At 68.2% G+C, this 13,715-nt stretch carries 16 protein-coding genes and 3 tRNA genes; 17 read left to right on the forward strand and 2 right to left on the reverse strand.

The features are described from left to right. Positions 1–156: 156 nt before the first annotated feature. The 9 genes from ACFYQA_RS00685 to ACFYQA_RS00725 all read left to right on the forward strand — a co-directional run bounded on the left by ACFYQA_RS00685 (position 157) and on the right by ACFYQA_RS00725 (position 5,477). Positions 157–229: transfer RNA gene (locus ACFYQA_RS00685), tRNA-Thr, on the forward strand. A 46-nt stretch (positions 230–275) separates the two neighbouring features. Further along, positions 276–348, forward strand: a tRNA-Met gene (locus ACFYQA_RS00690). 94 nt (positions 349–442) lie between these two features. Further along, positions 443–607, forward strand: coding sequence for a 50S ribosomal protein L33 (gene rpmG, locus ACFYQA_RS00695; protein WP_006347275.1), 165 nt, complete (start codon positions 443–445; stop codon positions 605–607). Positions 608–711: 104 nt separating this feature from the next. Then, entirely contained in the window at positions 712–1,164 is a 453-nt protein-coding gene (locus tag ACFYQA_RS00700; RefSeq protein ID WP_388909598.1) for a MaoC family dehydratase N-terminal domain-containing protein, read from the forward strand. An 8-nt stretch (positions 1,165–1,172) separates the two neighbouring features. Then, positions 1,173–1,601, forward strand: a complete 429-nt coding sequence (locus tag ACFYQA_RS00705; RefSeq protein WP_388910271.1) for a MaoC family dehydratase — start codon at positions 1,173–1,175, stop codon at positions 1,599–1,601. 114 nt (positions 1,602–1,715) lie between these two features. Next, entirely contained in the window at positions 1,716–2,285 is a 570-nt protein-coding gene (locus tag ACFYQA_RS00710) for a TetR/AcrR family transcriptional regulator (RefSeq protein WP_388909601.1), read from the forward strand. Positions 2,286–2,418: 133 nt separating this feature from the next. Then, complete coding sequence (locus ACFYQA_RS00715; protein WP_388909604.1) at positions 2,419–3,852, forward strand: MFS transporter; 1,434 nt, start codon at positions 2,419–2,421, stop codon at positions 3,850–3,852. A gap of 80 nt (positions 3,853–3,932) precedes the next feature. Continuing rightward, positions 3,933–4,313 carry a DUF3291 domain-containing protein gene (locus ACFYQA_RS00720; protein WP_388909607.1) on the forward strand — a complete coding sequence of 127 codons (381 nt, stop codon included), beginning with the start codon at positions 3,933–3,935 and terminating at the stop codon, positions 4,311–4,313. A 108-nt stretch (positions 4,314–4,421) separates the two neighbouring features. Beyond that, the gene (locus ACFYQA_RS00725; RefSeq protein WP_388909610.1) at positions 4,422–5,477 is read left to right on the forward strand and encodes a UDP-N-acetylmuramate dehydrogenase; all 1,056 of its coding nucleotides are present in this window, start codon (positions 4,422–4,424) and stop codon (positions 5,475–5,477) included. Positions 5,478–5,587: 110 nt separating this feature from the next. Here ACFYQA_RS00725 and ACFYQA_RS00730 read toward each other — a convergent pair whose 3' ends face one another. Together ACFYQA_RS00730 and ACFYQA_RS00735 are read right to left on the reverse strand one after the other, a co-directional pair. Beyond that, positions 5,588–6,628, reverse strand: a complete 1,041-nt coding sequence (locus ACFYQA_RS00730) for an adenosine deaminase (protein WP_388909613.1) — start codon at positions 6,626–6,628, stop codon at positions 5,588–5,590. Between the two features lie 143 nt (positions 6,629–6,771). Beyond that, positions 6,772–7,998: a pyridoxal phosphate-dependent aminotransferase gene (locus ACFYQA_RS00735; RefSeq protein WP_388909616.1), complete on the reverse strand. Its 1,227-nt coding sequence runs from the start codon at positions 7,996–7,998 to the stop codon at positions 6,772–6,774. Positions 7,999–8,267: 269 nt separating this feature from the next. Between ACFYQA_RS00735 and ACFYQA_RS00740 the strand changes: the two genes are divergently transcribed. The 8 genes from ACFYQA_RS00740 (at position 8,268) to rplL (ending at position 13,706) form a co-directional block, all read left to right on the forward strand. Beyond that, a tRNA-Trp gene (locus tag ACFYQA_RS00740) sits at positions 8,268–8,340 on the forward strand. Between the two features lie 109 nt (positions 8,341–8,449). Next, on the forward strand, positions 8,450–8,734 hold the full coding sequence (gene secE, locus ACFYQA_RS00745) for a preprotein translocase subunit SecE (protein WP_386403408.1): 285 nt from the start codon (positions 8,450–8,452) through the stop codon (positions 8,732–8,734). Positions 8,735–8,814: 80 nt separating this feature from the next. Further along, on the forward strand, positions 8,815–9,675 hold the full coding sequence (gene nusG / locus ACFYQA_RS00750; protein ID WP_388909619.1) for a transcription termination/antitermination protein NusG: 861 nt from the start codon (positions 8,815–8,817) through the stop codon (positions 9,673–9,675). A gap of 198 nt (positions 9,676–9,873) precedes the next feature. Next, positions 9,874–10,311, forward strand: a complete 438-nt coding sequence (gene rplK / locus ACFYQA_RS00755; protein ID WP_332430003.1) for a 50S ribosomal protein L11 — start codon at positions 9,874–9,876, stop codon at positions 10,309–10,311. An 84-nt stretch (positions 10,312–10,395) separates the two neighbouring features. Then, entirely contained in the window at positions 10,396–11,121 is a 726-nt protein-coding gene (rplA, locus tag ACFYQA_RS00760; RefSeq protein ID WP_388909622.1) for a 50S ribosomal protein L1, read from the forward strand. A 168-nt stretch (positions 11,122–11,289) separates the two neighbouring features. Further along, the gene (locus ACFYQA_RS00765) at positions 11,290–12,276 is read left to right on the forward strand and encodes a hypothetical protein (RefSeq protein ID WP_388909625.1); all 987 of its coding nucleotides are present in this window, start codon (positions 11,290–11,292) and stop codon (positions 12,274–12,276) included. Positions 12,277–12,676: 400 nt separating this feature from the next. Further along, positions 12,677–13,207 carry a 50S ribosomal protein L10 gene (rplJ, locus tag ACFYQA_RS00770; protein WP_386403422.1) on the forward strand — a complete coding sequence of 177 codons (531 nt, stop codon included), beginning with the start codon at positions 12,677–12,679 and terminating at the stop codon, positions 13,205–13,207. Positions 13,208–13,322: 115 nt separating this feature from the next. Next, positions 13,323–13,706, forward strand: coding sequence for a 50S ribosomal protein L7/L12 (rplL, locus tag ACFYQA_RS00775; RefSeq protein WP_055627491.1), 384 nt, complete (start codon positions 13,323–13,325; stop codon positions 13,704–13,706). The last annotated feature ends 9 nt before the right edge of the window (positions 13,707–13,715 follow it).

The raw sequence follows: 13,715 nt of genomic DNA on the forward strand, positions 1-13,715 counted from the left end.
GGCCGGGCAGGGGTCACCGTGGTCCGGTGGGGGTGTCGCGGAGGGCCGGAGGGGGACGTCCGGGACCATCGGGAGGGAGTGACCGACAGGGTGGGACAGGGGCCGCGAAACGGATTTGGGTGAACGGCGGCGGAGCGTGTAATGTCTTCCTCGCTCGCCCCAATAGCTCAGTCGGTAGAGCGTCTCCATGGTAAGGAGAAGGTCAACGGTTCGATTCCGTTTTGGGGCTCTGGTGTGTGAGGTTCCCGTCGCGAGGCGGGAACCGATCGCATCACAGCGGTGTAGCTCAGTCGGTAGAGCAAGCGGCTCATAATCGCTGTGTCACCGGTTCAAGTCCGGTCACCGCTACATACAGTAGCCGATTGCGGGGTCGGTCCTTCGATCGGCTACTCTTTCTGCGTTCATTCAGTTTCATTATCCCGTTCGTCCAAGGAGCACTCACGTGGCTGCCACCGACGTCCGCCCGAAGATCACGCTGGCCTGCGTGGAGTGCAAGGAGCGGAACTACATCACCAAGAAGAACCGGCGTAACAACCCGGACCGTCTGGAGATGAAGAAGCACTGCCCGCGTTGCAAGGCGCACACCGCGCACCGCGAAACGCGATAAATCAGGCTCGTACGCGAGGCCGTCCCCCTTGTCGGGGGGCGGCCTCGCGTTGTTCTTCCCGCCGGCCGACGAGGGCCGCACGAGACACAGGAGGTGCCGCGCGCATGGCGCTCGACCAGTCCTTCGTGGGGCGGAGCTACCCGCCCACCGTTCCCTATGAAGTGGGCCGGGAGAAGATCCGCGAGTTCGCCGAGGCGGTGGGGGACACCAACCCGGCGTACACGGACGCGGAGGCCGCCAAGAAGCTCGGCCATCCCGATGTGATCGCCCCGCCGACCTTTGTGTTCGCGATCACCTTCAAGGCCGCCGGGCAGGTCTTCACCGACCCCCAGCTCGGCCTGGACTACAGCAGGGTGGTGCACGGCGACCAGAAGTTCACCTATCGCCGCCCGGTGCGCGCCGGTGACCGGCTCACCGTCACCTCGACCATCGAGGCGATCAAGTCGATGGCGGGCAACGACATCCTGGACGTCCGCGGCGAGGTGCACGACGAGGCCGGCGAGCACGTCGTGACCGCCTGGACCAAGCTGGTGGCCCGTGCCGCCGAGGGGGCGTGAGCAGCATCATGACGGCGAAGATCTCCTATGCCGACGTCGAGGTCGGCACCGAGCTGCCCGCGCAGACGTTTTCCGTGACCCGGGCCACCCTCGTTCAGTACGCGGGCGCCTCCGGCGACTTCAACCCCATTCACTGGAACGAGAAGTTCGCCAAGGACGTCGGCCTGCCCGACGTCATCGCGCACGGCATGTTCACCATGGCCGAGGCGATCCGCGTGGTCACCGACTGGGTGGGCGACCCGGGCGCGATCGTCGAGTACGGCGTCCGCTTCACCAGGCCGGTCGTCGTCCCCAACGATGATCAGGGCGCCACCATCGAGGTCGCCGGCAAGGTCGCGGCCAAGCTCGACGACCACACCGTCCGCGTCGACCTCACGGCGACCAGCGCCGGGCAGAAGGTGCTGGGGATGTCTCGGGCGGTCGTACGACTCGCCTGACCGAACACCGCATCGCGTGACATGCCGTAAGGGGCGCTCTCTAGGGAAGGCGCCCCTTACGGCATGCCGGCCCGCCCCTTGACGTAGTTAGTGATTGAGTACTAACTTACTGGCATGGCCAGGATGAGTGCGGCGGAGCGGCGCGAGAGTATCGTCCGCGCGGCGAGTGCCGAGTTCGCCCGCGGTGGCTATCACGGCACATCGACCGAGGTGATCGCCAAGCGGGTCGGCGTCTCGCAGCCGTATCTCTTCCGGCTCTTCCCGGGCAAGAAGGCCATCTTCCTGGCGGCGGCGGAACACTGCGTGGAGGACACCATCCGCATGTTCACGGAGGCGTCCGAAGGGCTGAGGGGTGAGGGCGCCCTGCAGGCCATGGCGATGGCCTATACCCGGACCATCGCGGAGCGGCCCGAACTGCTCATGATGCAGATGCAGATGTACCTCGCCGTCGCGGCCGCCGAGCAGGAGGGCGACGAGGAGTTCGGCGCGAGCGTGCGTGCCGGCTGGCTGAGGCTGTGGGACACCGTCCACCTCGCCCTGGGGGCCGACGTCCATGAGACGACGAACTTCATGGCGTACGGCATGCTCATCAACTGCCTGTCCGCCATGGGGTTCCCGGCCGAACACCGGATCTGGGAAGGGCTGGACCTGTCGACGCGGGTCGAGGGCCCGCGGAAGGAATGAGAAGCAGCGCCATCGGTGGCTCCGGTGGCTCCGGTGGAAGCGGCCGAAGTGAAGGAAGGCGTTATGGTGCCGCCTTTTTCTGCGCGTGAAAGTTAGTCATCAATAACTAACAAAATCATCTCCTGGGGGAGCGATGTCACAACAGAACGCACGCGGCGGTTCGGCCGCCTGGGCACTCGTCATCACCAGCGTCGCCGGCTTCATGGCGGCCCTCGACAACCTCGTCGTCACCACCGCACTGCCCTCCATCCGCAAGGATCTGGGCGGCGCCCTGCACGACCTGGAATGGACCGTGAGCGCCTACACGCTCACCTTCGCCGTCCTGTTGATGTTCGGCGCGGCACTCGGCGACCGCTTCGGCCGCCGCCGGCTCTTCATCGCCGGCATCACCGTCTTCACCGCGTCCTCCGCCGCCGCGGCCATGGCCCCCGGCATCGACTCTCTGATCGCCGCCCGCGCGGTGCAGGGCGCCGGCGCCGCGGTCATGATGCCCCTCACCCTGACCCTGCTCACCGCAGCCGTACCCGAGGCGCGGCGCGGCATGGCATACGGCATCTGGGGCGCCGTGAACGGCCTCGCGGTGGCCTCCGGACCGCTGGTCGGCGGCAGCCTCACCGAACACGTCTCCTGGCAGTGGATCTTCTGGCTGAACGTCCCGCTCGGCCTGATCCTCATCCCGCTCGCCCGCCTGCGCCTCAGCGAGTCCCACGGCACCGGAGCCCCGCTCGATCTGCCCGGCACCCTGCTCGCCAGCGGCGGACTCTTCGGCATCGTCTACGGACTGATCCGTGGACCCGTCGACGGCTGGAACGGCACCGTCGTCCTGACCGGTCTGTTCGCCGGGACGGCGCTGCTCGTGGGCTTCGTGCTCTACAGCATCCGCGCCAAGAACCCCATGCTGCCGATGCGGCTGTTCCGCTCCCGCGCCTTCTCCGGCATCAACGCGGCGAGCCTGCTGATGTTCCTCGGCATGTTCGGCTCGATCTTCCTGCTCACCCAGTACATGCAGGGCGTGCTCGGCTACTCGCCCACCGAGGCGGGCCTGCGGATGCTGCCCTGGACCGGCATGCCGATGCTCGTCGCCCCGATCGCAGGCATCCTCTCCGACCGCGTCGGGGGCCGTCCGGTCGTCGCCACCGGCCTCTTCCTGCAAGCCCTCGGCCTCGGTCACCTGGCCGTGGTGGCGACCGCCGACGCCTCCTACGCAGCCCAGCTGCCCGCCCTGATCATCAGCGGCATCGGTATGGCGCTGTACTTCGCCCCGGCCTCCCACCTGGTGATGTCCAGCGTCCGCCCGAAGGAGCAGGGCATCGCCTCCGGAGCCAACAACGCCCTGCGTGAGGTGGGCGGTGCCCTCGGCATCGCGATCATGGCGTCGGTCTTCGCGTCCCGGGGCGGCTACGAATCCGGCCAGGCCTTTGTCGACGGTATGCGTCCGGCGCTGGTGGTCGGCGCCTCGGCGGTCGCCCTCGCAGGCGTCGCGACCCTGTTCATACCGGCCCGCAGGCGGCCCACCACGCCCCCGGCCGGTCCGGCGCCGGAACCGGTACTGGAAACGGCCTCCTGAGCTCGCTGGAAACGGCCTCCTGAGCCTCTCGGAATGCCATGGCCCCCAGGGGCTCCCACCCACCACGGAAGGACCCGGGCATGCCCACGCTTCCCTGGACCGTCCCGAACACCCCGCCGCCCCACACCGAAGTGCACGTCTTCGCCTCCCGCTTCGAGACCCGCACCCTCTGGGGAGCCCTGCGGTTCTTCCTCAGGACACCCGGTGTCCGGCGACAGGTGAGCAGGGCTCCCGGCGCGTACGGAGCCTCCCTGAAGGCACAGCCGCTGCGGCGGACGTTCTGGACCGTGTCCGCCTGGGAGTCCCCGAAGGCCCTCGGCGCCTTCGCCCGTACCGGCCCGCACGCGCCGACCGCCCGCGGGCTCGTCCCGCGGATGCGTGACGCCAAGTTCGCCGGCTGGACCGCGAAGAGCGAGGACCTTCCCGTCGACTGGACCGAAGTACGGCGCCGCCTCACCTGAACGCACGTCCGCTGAACGCACGTCCGCGCGTGCGCACGGTCCGCACCGCGCGGACACCAGTACACGGTCCCCGCCGCCCCGCCCGGCGGGGGCCTTAGTCTTGAGCCCGTGCAGGAACTCCACGACGCCCCCCTCGCCCCGCTGACCACGTTCCGCCTGGGCGGCCCCGCGACCCGGCTGGTCACCGCGACGACCGACGAGGAAGTGATCGCCGTCGTCCGTGAGGCCGACGACAGCGGTACGCCCCTGTTGATCATCGGCGGTGGCTCGAACCTGGTCATCGGCGACAAGGGCTTCGACGGCACCGCACTCGTCATCGCCACCCGGGGCCTCACCCTGGACGGCACGCGCCTGGAACTGGCGGCCGGAGAGGTGTGGAGCGACGCCGTCGCCCGCACCGTGGAGGCCGGCCTGGCCGGGATCGAGTGTCTGGCCGGCATCCCCGGCTCGGTGGGTGCGACCCCCATCCAGAACGTCGGCGCGTACGGCCAGGAGGTCTCCTCCACCATCACCGAGGTCGTCGCCTACGACCGCCGGTCCCGCGAGACGGTCACCCTCACGAACGAGGAGTGCGCCTTCTCCTACCGTCACAGCCGCTTCAAGGCCGACCCCGAGGGCTACGTCGTCCTGCGCGTCCGCTTCGGCCTGGAGGACGCCGACGGCCTCTCCGGCCCCATCCGGTACGCCGAGACGGCCCGTGTCCTCGGCGTCGTACCGGGCGACCGCGTCTCCCTGCCCACGGCCCGTGAGACGGTCCTGAAGCTCCGCGCCGGAAAGGGCATGGTCCTGGACCCCGAGGACCACGACACCTGGTCGGCCGGCTCCTTCTTCACCAACCCGATCCTCACGGGCGAGGAGTTCACGGCCTTCCGGGCCCGGGCGAAGCAGCACCTCGGCCCCGACACCGAACCCCCCGCGTACCCCGCCGGCGAGGACCGCACCAAGACCTCCGCCGCCTGGCTGATCGACAAGGCCGGCTTCACCAAGGGCTACGGCGAAGGCCCGGCCCGCATCTCCACCAAGCACACCCTCGCCCTCACCAACCGTGGCGAGGCGACCACCGAGGACCTGCTGGCACTCGCCCGCGAGGTGGTGTCCGGCGTGCGCGAAACCTTCGGCATCACCCTGGTCAACGAGCCGGTGACGGTAGGGGTCGGCCTCTGAGGGGCCACGGACCGCCCGCTCCCACCCCGTCGGAGTCGTCAGCTCCCGTGTTCACCCGTCGGAGTCGTCAGCTCCCGCTCCCACCCCGTCGGAGTCGTCAGCTCCCGCATTCACCCCGTCGGAGTCGTCAGCCACCGGTCGATCCCCGTCAGGAGTTCCGCCCTGACCGCCTCCGGAGCCCTCGACCCGCGCACCGACTGCCGTGCCAGCTCCGCCAGCTCGGCGTCCGTGAACCCGTGGTGCTCACGCGCGATCTCGTACTGGGCCGCCAGCCGCGAGCCGAACAGCAGGGGGTCGTCCGCCCCCAGGGCCAGCGGCACGCCCGCGTCGAACAGCTTCCGCAGCGGCACGTCCCCCGGCTTCTCGTACACGCCCAGCGCCACGTTCGACGCCGGGCACACCTCGCACGTCACCTGCCGGTCCGCGAGCCGCCGCAGCAGCCGCGGGTCCTCCGCAGCCCGCACCCCGTGCCCGATCCGGTCGGCCTCCAGATCGTCCAGGCAGTCCCGCACGGACGCGGGCCCGGACAGCTCACCCCCGTGCGGCGCGGACAGCAGTCCGCCCTCGCGCGCGATGGCGAACGCCCGGTCGAAGTCCCGGGCCATGCCACGCCGCTCGTCGTTGGACAGCCCGAAGCCGATGACCCCCCGGTCCGCGTACCGCACCGCCAGCCGGGCCAGTGTGCGCGCGTCCAGGTGGTGCTTCATCCGGTTCGCGGCGACCAGCACCCGGATCCCGAGCCCGGTGTCCCGCCGCGCCGAGTCCACCGCGTCCAGGATGACCTCCAGCGCCGGGATCAGCCCGCCCAGCCGCGGTGCGTACGACGTCGGGTCGACCTGGATCTCCAGCCAGCCCGACCCGTCCTTCAGGTCTTCCTCCGCGGCCTCTCGCACCAGCCGCTGGATGTCCTCCGGCTCCCTCAGACACGAGCGCGCCGCGTCGTACAGCCGCTGGAACCGGAACCAGCCCCGCTCGTCCGTGGCCCGCAGGCTCGGCGGTTCCCCGCTGGTCAGCGCGTCGGTCAGTGCCTCGGGGAGGCGCGCGCCGTACTTGTCGGCCAGTTCCAGCACAGTGGTGGGGCGCATCGACCCGGTGAAGTGCAGGTGCAGATGGGCCTTCGGCAGCAGGGAGAGGTCACGTACACGTTCCATTCCAAAATCCTGCCGCACATCCCGGGGACCTCGGTAGCGCTTTCCCCGAACGTGGTCTTGCTCGCACGTCAGTACGAGGGAAACGGAAGCGGGCCGCCCCCGAGGGAAACGGCCCGCGACCTGCTCTCGTGAGCAGGTTGAACTCAGTCCTGTGCCTCCGCCAGCAGCTTCTGGATCCGGCTCACGCCCTCCGCCAGGTCCTCGTCGCCCAGCGCGTAGGACAGCCGCAGGTATCCCGGGGTACCGAAGGCCTCGCCGGGTACGACCGCGACCTCGACCTCCTCGAGGATGAGCGCGGCCAGTTCCACGGAGTTCCGTGGCCGCTTGCCCCGGATCTCCTTGCCGATCAGGGCCTTCACCGACGGGTAGGCGTAGAACGCGCCCTCGGGCTCCGGGCAGACCACGCCGTTGATCTCGTTGAGCATCCGGACGATGGTCCTGCGCCGGCGGTCGAAGGCCTCGCGCATCGTGGCGACCGCGTCCAGGGAGCCGGAGACCGCGGCCAGCGCCGCCACCTGGGCGACGTTCGACACGTTGGACGTGGCGTGCGACTGCAGGTTGGTGGCGGCCTTCACGACATCCTTCGGACCGATGATCCACCCGACCCGCCAGCCGGTCATCGCGTACGTCTTCGCGACACCGTTGACCACGATGCACTTGTCCCGCAGCTCCGGCAGGACGGCGGGCAGCGAGGTGAAGGTGGCGTCGCCGTAGACCAGGTGCTCGTAGATCTCGTCGGTCAGCACCCACAGACCGTGCTCGACCGCCCAGCGGCCGATCGCCTCGGCGTCCTCGGCGCTGTAGACCGCGCCGGTGGGGTTCGAGGGGGAGACGAACAGGACGACCTTGGTCCTCTCCGTCCGCGCGGCCTCCAGCTGCTCCACGCTGACGCGGTAGCCGGTCGTCTCGTCGGCGACGACCTCGACCGGGACACCGCCGGCCAGACGGATCGACTCCGGGTACGTCGTCCAGTACGGGGCCGGGACGATGACCTCGTCGCCCGGGTCGAGGATCGCGGCGAAGGCCTCGTAGATGGCCTGCTTGCCGCCGTTGGTGACGAGGACCTGGGCGGGGTCCACCTCGTAGCCGGAGTCGCGCAGCGTCTTCGCGGCGATCGCGGCCTTCAGCTCGGGCAGCCCGCCGGCCGGCGTGTAGCGGTGGTACTTCGGGTTCCGGCACGCCTCGATCGCGGCGTCGACGATGTAGTCCGGAGTCGGGAAGTCGGGTTCACCGGCGCCGAAGCCGATCACCGGTCGCCCGGCGGCCTTGAGGGCCTTGGCCTTGGCGTCCACGGCGAGGGTGGCGGACTCGGAGATCGCACCGACCCGGGCGGAGACCCGGCGCTCGGTGGGAGGGGTTGCAGCGCTCATGGCCCCATCGTTCCAGACCGGCGACCTGTCCGGCACGGGGGTTTCACGGACTGAACGGGTCCTGGCCAACTTCTGAACACCAGTCCGGGTCCGTCCCGCCGGCCTCCTCCGTCAGGACGATCTTCGGCCGGGAGGCCGGGCACGGGTCCTTTCTGTTCGACGCCCGGCCCCGGAACACGTACACTCACACCTCGTTGGCCTTCTGCGGCCGCGCTCACCGGGTGCACACCGAGCATCCGGTTGGATGCGGTACGTTGGGGGACACACAAAGGGTCGTAGCTCAATTGGTAGAGCACTGGTCTCCAAAACCAGCGGTTGGGGGTTCAAGTCCCTCCGGCCCTGCTACACACAGCCTTAGCCAGGATATGTACGCATGTATGTACAGCAATGCACCGCCGTGCGGCTCATACCGGGCGCGGCACGGCCATGACCCGGAATCAGGTGAGGACGAGTGACGGACGCCGTGGGCTCCATCGACATGCCTGATGCCGAGGACGAGGCGCCGGACTCCAAGAAGACCCGTAAGGGCGGCAAGCGGGCCAAGAAGGGTCCGCTGAAGCGCCTCGCGCTCTTCTACCGCCAGATCGTGGCGGAGCTTCGCAAGGTTGTCTGGCCGACCCGGAACCAGCTGACGTCGTACACAACCGCAGTGATCATTTTTGTGGTCGTCATGATCGGCATGATCACTCTGATCGACTACGGGCTCAGTCACGTCGCCAAGTACGTATTCGGCTGAGCCGCCTGCGAAGAGCGCCGAGGTACCCGGCGCTCCTTTCGCGCGTTCCACCCCTATGTATCCAGGAAGAAGCAGCCACCGTGTCTGACCCGAACGTGAACGACGCCATCGAGCCGGTCGAGTCCGTCGAGGACGAGCTCGACACCGTCGGGGGCGCGGACAGTGAGGCCTCCGAGGCCTCCGCCGAGGTCGAGGCTGCCGATGCCGCCGCGGACGAGTCCGAGACGGCGGCCGATCCGACCCCCGAGGCCGAAGACGCGGACTCCGACGAGGACGCCGCGGACGAGACCGACGCCGAAGAGCCCGAAGAGGCCGCGGCCGAGCGCGACCCGGTCGAGGAGCTCCGCCAGGAACTGCGGACGCTGCCCGGCGAGTGGTACGTCATCCACACGTACGCGGGCTACGAGAACCGGGTGAAGACCAACCTGGAGCAGCGTGCCGTCTCGCTGAACGTCGAGGACTTCATCTTCCAGGCCGAGGTGCCGCAGGAAGAGGTCGTCCAGATCAAGAACGGCGACCGCAAGACGATCAAGCAGAACAAGCTCCCGGGTTACGTCCTGGTCCGCATGGACCTGACGAACGAGTCCTGGGGCGTCGTCCGTAACACCCCCGGTGTCACCGGTTTCGTGGGCAACGCCTACGACCCGTACCCGCTGACCCTGGACGAGATCGTCAAGATGCTCGCCCCGGAGGCCGAGGAGAAGGCCGCCCGCGAGGCCGCCGAGGCCGAGGGCAAGCCGGTTCCGCAGCGCAAGGTCGAGGTCCAGGTGCTGGACTTCGAGGTCGGCGACTCGGTCACTGTCACCGACGGCCCGTTCGCCACCCTCCAGGCGACCATCAACGAGATCAACCCCGACTCCAAGAAGGTCAAGGGCCTGGTGGAGATCTTCGGCCGCGAGACGCCGGTCGAGCTCTCCTTCGACCAGATCCAGAAGAACTGACCCGGTTCCGGACAGACCGGACAGCCAGGACAGTCTGGACCACAGCTTCCGAGCAGGTCAGGTGAACGCTCAGGCGTCTGCCTGACCTGCTCGGTTTTTGGCCGCACATCCATACCCGCTATCGTTGTGCGGTATGCCTGTGTCCGGGGTGATTCCCGGTACGCGGGCAGGACCCGAATCGAAAGGACCCGGAGAGTCATGCCTCCCAAGAAGAAGAAGAAGGTCACGGGGCTCATCAAGCTCCAGATCCAGGCCGGTGCCGCCAACCCGGCTCCGCCGGTCGGCCCCGCGCTGGGTCAGCACGGCGTCAACATCATGGAGTTCTGCAAGGCCTACAACGCCGCGACCGAGTCGCAGCGTGGCTGGGTCATCCCGGTGGAGATCACGGTCTACGAGGACCGTACTTTCACCTTCATCACCAAGACCCCGCCGGCCGCGAAGATGATCCTCAAGGCCGCGGGTGTGGAGAAGGGCTCCGGCGAACCGCACAAGACCAAGGTCGCGAAGATCACCGCTGCCCAGGTCCGTGAGATCGCCACGACCAAGATGCCCGACCTCAACGCCAACGACCTGGACGCCGCGTCGAAGATCATCGCCGGCACCGCCCGTTCCATGGGCGTCACGGTCGAGGGCTGACCTCCACCCCCGTAAGCCAAGCAGAAGTGTGGAAGGGCCCGCTCGGCCCGGACCACAACTCCTAAGAACCCACAGGAGCTACACGTGAGCAAGCGCAGCAAGTCTCTCCGCGCTGCGGACGCCAAGATCGACCGGGAGAAGCAGTACGCCCCGCTCGAGGCCGTCCGTCTCGCCAAGGAGACCTCCACCTCGAAGTTCGACGGCACCGTCGAGGTCGCCTTCCGCCTGGGCGTCGACCCGCGCAAGGCCGACCAGATGGTCCGTGGCACCGTGAACCTCCCGCACGGCACCGGCAAGACCGCCCGGGTCCTGGTCTTCGCGACCGGCGACCGTGCCGAGGCCGCGCGTGCCGCGGGCGCCGACATCGTCGGCGCCGACGAACTGATCGACGAGGTGTCGAAGGGCCGTCTGGACTTCGACGCCGTCGTCGCCACCCCGGACCTCATGGGCAAGGTCGGCCGCCTCGGCCGCGTGCTCGGTCCCCGTGGTCTCATGCCGAACCCCAAGACCGGCACCGTCACCCCGGACGTCACCAAGGCTGTCAACGACATCAAGGGTGGCAAGATCGAGTTCCGCGTCGACAAGCACTCGAACCTGCACTTCATCATCGGCAAGACGTCCTTCGACGAAACCAAGCTGGTGGAGAACTACGGCGCCGCGCTGGATGAGATCCTCCGTCTGAAGCCGTCCGCCGCGAAGGGCCGGTACATCAAGAAGGCCACGATCACCACCACGATCGGCCCCAGCATTCCGCTCGACTCGAACCGCACCCGCAACCTCCTCGTCGAGGAGGACCCGGCGGCGGTCTGAGCCTGTCGGGCCGGCCCGTCCGGCCCCGCGGCTCACCGAGCACGCCCCGAACCCGTTCCCGCGCCTTCCAAGGCGCGGGAACGGGTTTTTTCATATAGCGGTGTCAGTCAGGCGGGCTACGGTTCGACGGACTTCACCGAGCAGGCGAAACAACCAGGGGTGGGATGTATGGGCATGTCCGCATGGAAGCGCGCGGGTGTCTGCGTGGCGGCCGTGACGGTCGTCGCGGGGGCCGCGGGCTGTCAGGCCGGTGACAGTGACGGGGGAGCGAAGGCCAAGACGGCGGAGCCCAAGGTCCTGTCCAGGGGCGAGGCGGCCGAGGTCCTTCAGACCGCCTTCAAGAAGACGACGGAGGCGAAGTCCGCCAAGGTCCGGATGACCATGTCGATGCCCGCGAGCATGCAGGGCATGGGGGACATGGTGGGTGCGGCGGGCACCGACACCATGGAGATGACCGGAGTCCAGGGCTGGGACCCCGGGGTCATGGATATGACCATCAAGGGATCCGACCTCGCGGGGCTCGATCCCGACGCGCCCTCCGAGATCCGCATGATCATGCTGGACAACGTCATGTACGCGGACATGGGTGCGGAGCAGGCCGCCGAGATGGACGGCAAGCGCTGGATGAAGCTGGACTTCCAGGTCATGGCCGAGGAGGCCGGGAGCAAGGAACTGCAGAAGCAGATCACCGGCAGCCTGGAGAGCATGAACCAGGACCCGGCCCAGCAGCTGGCCCTGCTGCTCGAGTCGCCCAACCTGAAGCACGTCGGCCCCCAGAAGGTGGACGGCGTCCAGGCGCAGCACTACAAGGGCACGCTGACCTTCGAGGAGATACTCAAGGGCAACGAGTCCCTCGAATTCCTCTCCGAGAAGGAACGCAAGGAGCTCATCGCCAACGCCGAGAAGTCGGGCGTGAAGGGCTACGACACCGAGGTCTGGGTCAACGAGGACGACTACCCGGTCAAGATGGTCCTCGGCATGAAGTCGGACGAGGGCACGGTCGACATCACGGCGCACTACTCCGACTACGGGGCCCGGGCGAAGGTCGAGGCGCCGCCGGCCAAGGACACGGTCGATCTCTTCGAGATGCTGCAGGGCCTTGAGGAAGGGTTCTCGGACATCGGAGCGGAAGCCGGGGCCGACGCCGACGTCTGAGTGGCGTGTCCCTCCCGACGGCTCGACCGTCCTGACGGTCCGTCCTGAACGTCCTGATGGTCCGGCGTCCGTCTTGGCGTCCCTCCCGGCGGTCCGTCCCGAACGTCCCGACGGGAACGGATTTGCCTCGCGGCGATCCGTTCCCGTACTCTCCACAGGAAGCCAAAGACCGCTGGTCGTTGCCGTGCACTCGCAAGAGGGTGCGGTGGCCGAAGGATCCGCTGAACTGCGGACGACCCGCGCAGGTGACTGTGGAAGAGTTCCCGGAAATTCGCGGCCGCGAGGATGCGAATCACCGGTTGAGCCTCGCCCCGTGCGCCTGCGCCCGGGGCGTTTCGTTTTTCCCAGTCCTCCTTCGGGTCCGCGCGGTCCGAATCACCCGGAAGGAGGCCGAGACTCTATGGCGAGGCCCGACAAGGCTGCCGCGGTTGCCGAGCTGACGGACAAGTTCCGCAGCTCCAACGCCGCCATGCTGACCGAGTACCGCGGTCTCACCGTGGCGCAGCTCAAGACGCTGCGTCGTTCGCTCGGTGAGAACGCCCAGTACGCCGTGGTGAAGAACACGCTGACCAAGATTGCGGCCAACGAGGCCGGGATCACGCTGGACGACCAGCTCTTCGCTGGTCCGACGGCAGTCGCCTTCGTCACCGGTGACCCGGTGGAGTCGGCGAAGGGTCTTCGTGACTTCGCCAAGGACAACCCGAATCTCATCATCAAGGGCGGTGTCCTTGACGGCAAGGCGCTGTCCGCCGACGAGATCAAGAAGCTCGCGGACCTCGAGTCCCGCGAGGTTCTGCTCTCCAAGCTGGCGGGTGCCTTCAAGGGCAAGCAGTCCCAGGCTGCTCAGCTCTTCCAGGCGCTTCCGTCGAAGCTCGTCCGCACTGTGGACGCGCTTCGCGCCAAGCAGGACGAGCAGGGCGGTGCCGAGTAATTCGGCTCGCTTTCCGGCCCTTGCCGACATGAGGCAAGGGTCATAGCGGGCCCGTTGTACGCCCGCCTCACCCAGTACACCCGGCACCTGCCGATTTAGTGGAAGGACCGCCATCATGGCGAAGCTCACCCAGGACGAGCTGCTGGCCCAGTTCGAGGGCATGACCCTCATCGAGCTCTCCGAGTTCGTGAAGGCCTTCGAGGAGAAGTTCGACGTCACCGCCGCCGCCGCGGTCGCCGTGGCCGGTCCGGCCGCCCCGGGCGCCCCGGTCGAGGCCGAGGCCGAGCAGGACGAGTTCGACGTCGTCCTCACCGGCGCCGGCGACAAGAAGATCCAGGTCATCAAGGTCGTGCGCGAGCTGACCTCCCTCGGCCTGAAGGAGGCCAAGGACCTGGTCGACGGTGCGCCGAAGGCCGTCGTCGAGAAGGTCAACAAGGAAGCCGCCACGAAGGCCAAGGAGGCCCTCGAGGGCGCCGGTGCCTCCGTCGAGGTCAAGTAAGACCTTTCG

It is taken from the genome of Streptomyces sp. NPDC005774 (assembly GCF_042871645.1).
In the GTDB taxonomy this organism is placed as follows: domain Bacteria; phylum Actinomycetota; class Actinomycetes; order Streptomycetales; family Streptomycetaceae; genus Streptomyces; species Streptomyces pratens.

Coding starts and splice junctions, on each gene's coding strand:
- ACFYQA_RS00700 (WP_388909598.1), top strand. CDS start 712: ATGGCGCTCGACCAGTCCTTCGTGGGGCGGAGCTACCCGCCCACCGTT.
- ACFYQA_RS00705 (WP_388910271.1), top strand. CDS start 1,173: ATGACGGCGAAGATCTCCTATGCCGACGTCGAGGTCGGCACCGAGCTG.
- ACFYQA_RS00710 (WP_388909601.1), top strand. CDS start 1,716: ATGGCCAGGATGAGTGCGGCGGAGCGGCGCGAGAGTATCGTCCGCGCG.
- ACFYQA_RS00715 (WP_388909604.1), top strand. CDS start 2,419: ATGTCACAACAGAACGCACGCGGCGGTTCGGCCGCCTGGGCACTCGTC.
- ACFYQA_RS00720 (WP_388909607.1), top strand. CDS start 3,933: ATGCCCACGCTTCCCTGGACCGTCCCGAACACCCCGCCGCCCCACACC.
- ACFYQA_RS00730 (WP_388909613.1), bottom strand. CDS start 6,628: ATGGAACGTGTACGTGACCTCTCCCTGCTGCCGAAGGCCCATCTGCAC.
- ACFYQA_RS00735 (WP_388909616.1), bottom strand. CDS start 7,998: ATGAGCGCTGCAACCCCTCCCACCGAGCGCCGGGTCTCCGCCCGGGTC.
- rplK (WP_332430003.1), top strand. CDS start 9,874: ATGCCTCCCAAGAAGAAGAAGAAGGTCACGGGGCTCATCAAGCTCCAG.
- ACFYQA_RS00765 (WP_388909625.1), top strand. CDS start 11,290: ATGGGCATGTCCGCATGGAAGCGCGCGGGTGTCTGCGTGGCGGCCGTG.
- rplJ (WP_386403422.1), top strand. CDS start 12,677: ATGGCGAGGCCCGACAAGGCTGCCGCGGTTGCCGAGCTGACGGACAAG.
- rplL (WP_055627491.1), top strand. CDS start 13,323: ATGGCGAAGCTCACCCAGGACGAGCTGCTGGCCCAGTTCGAGGGCATG.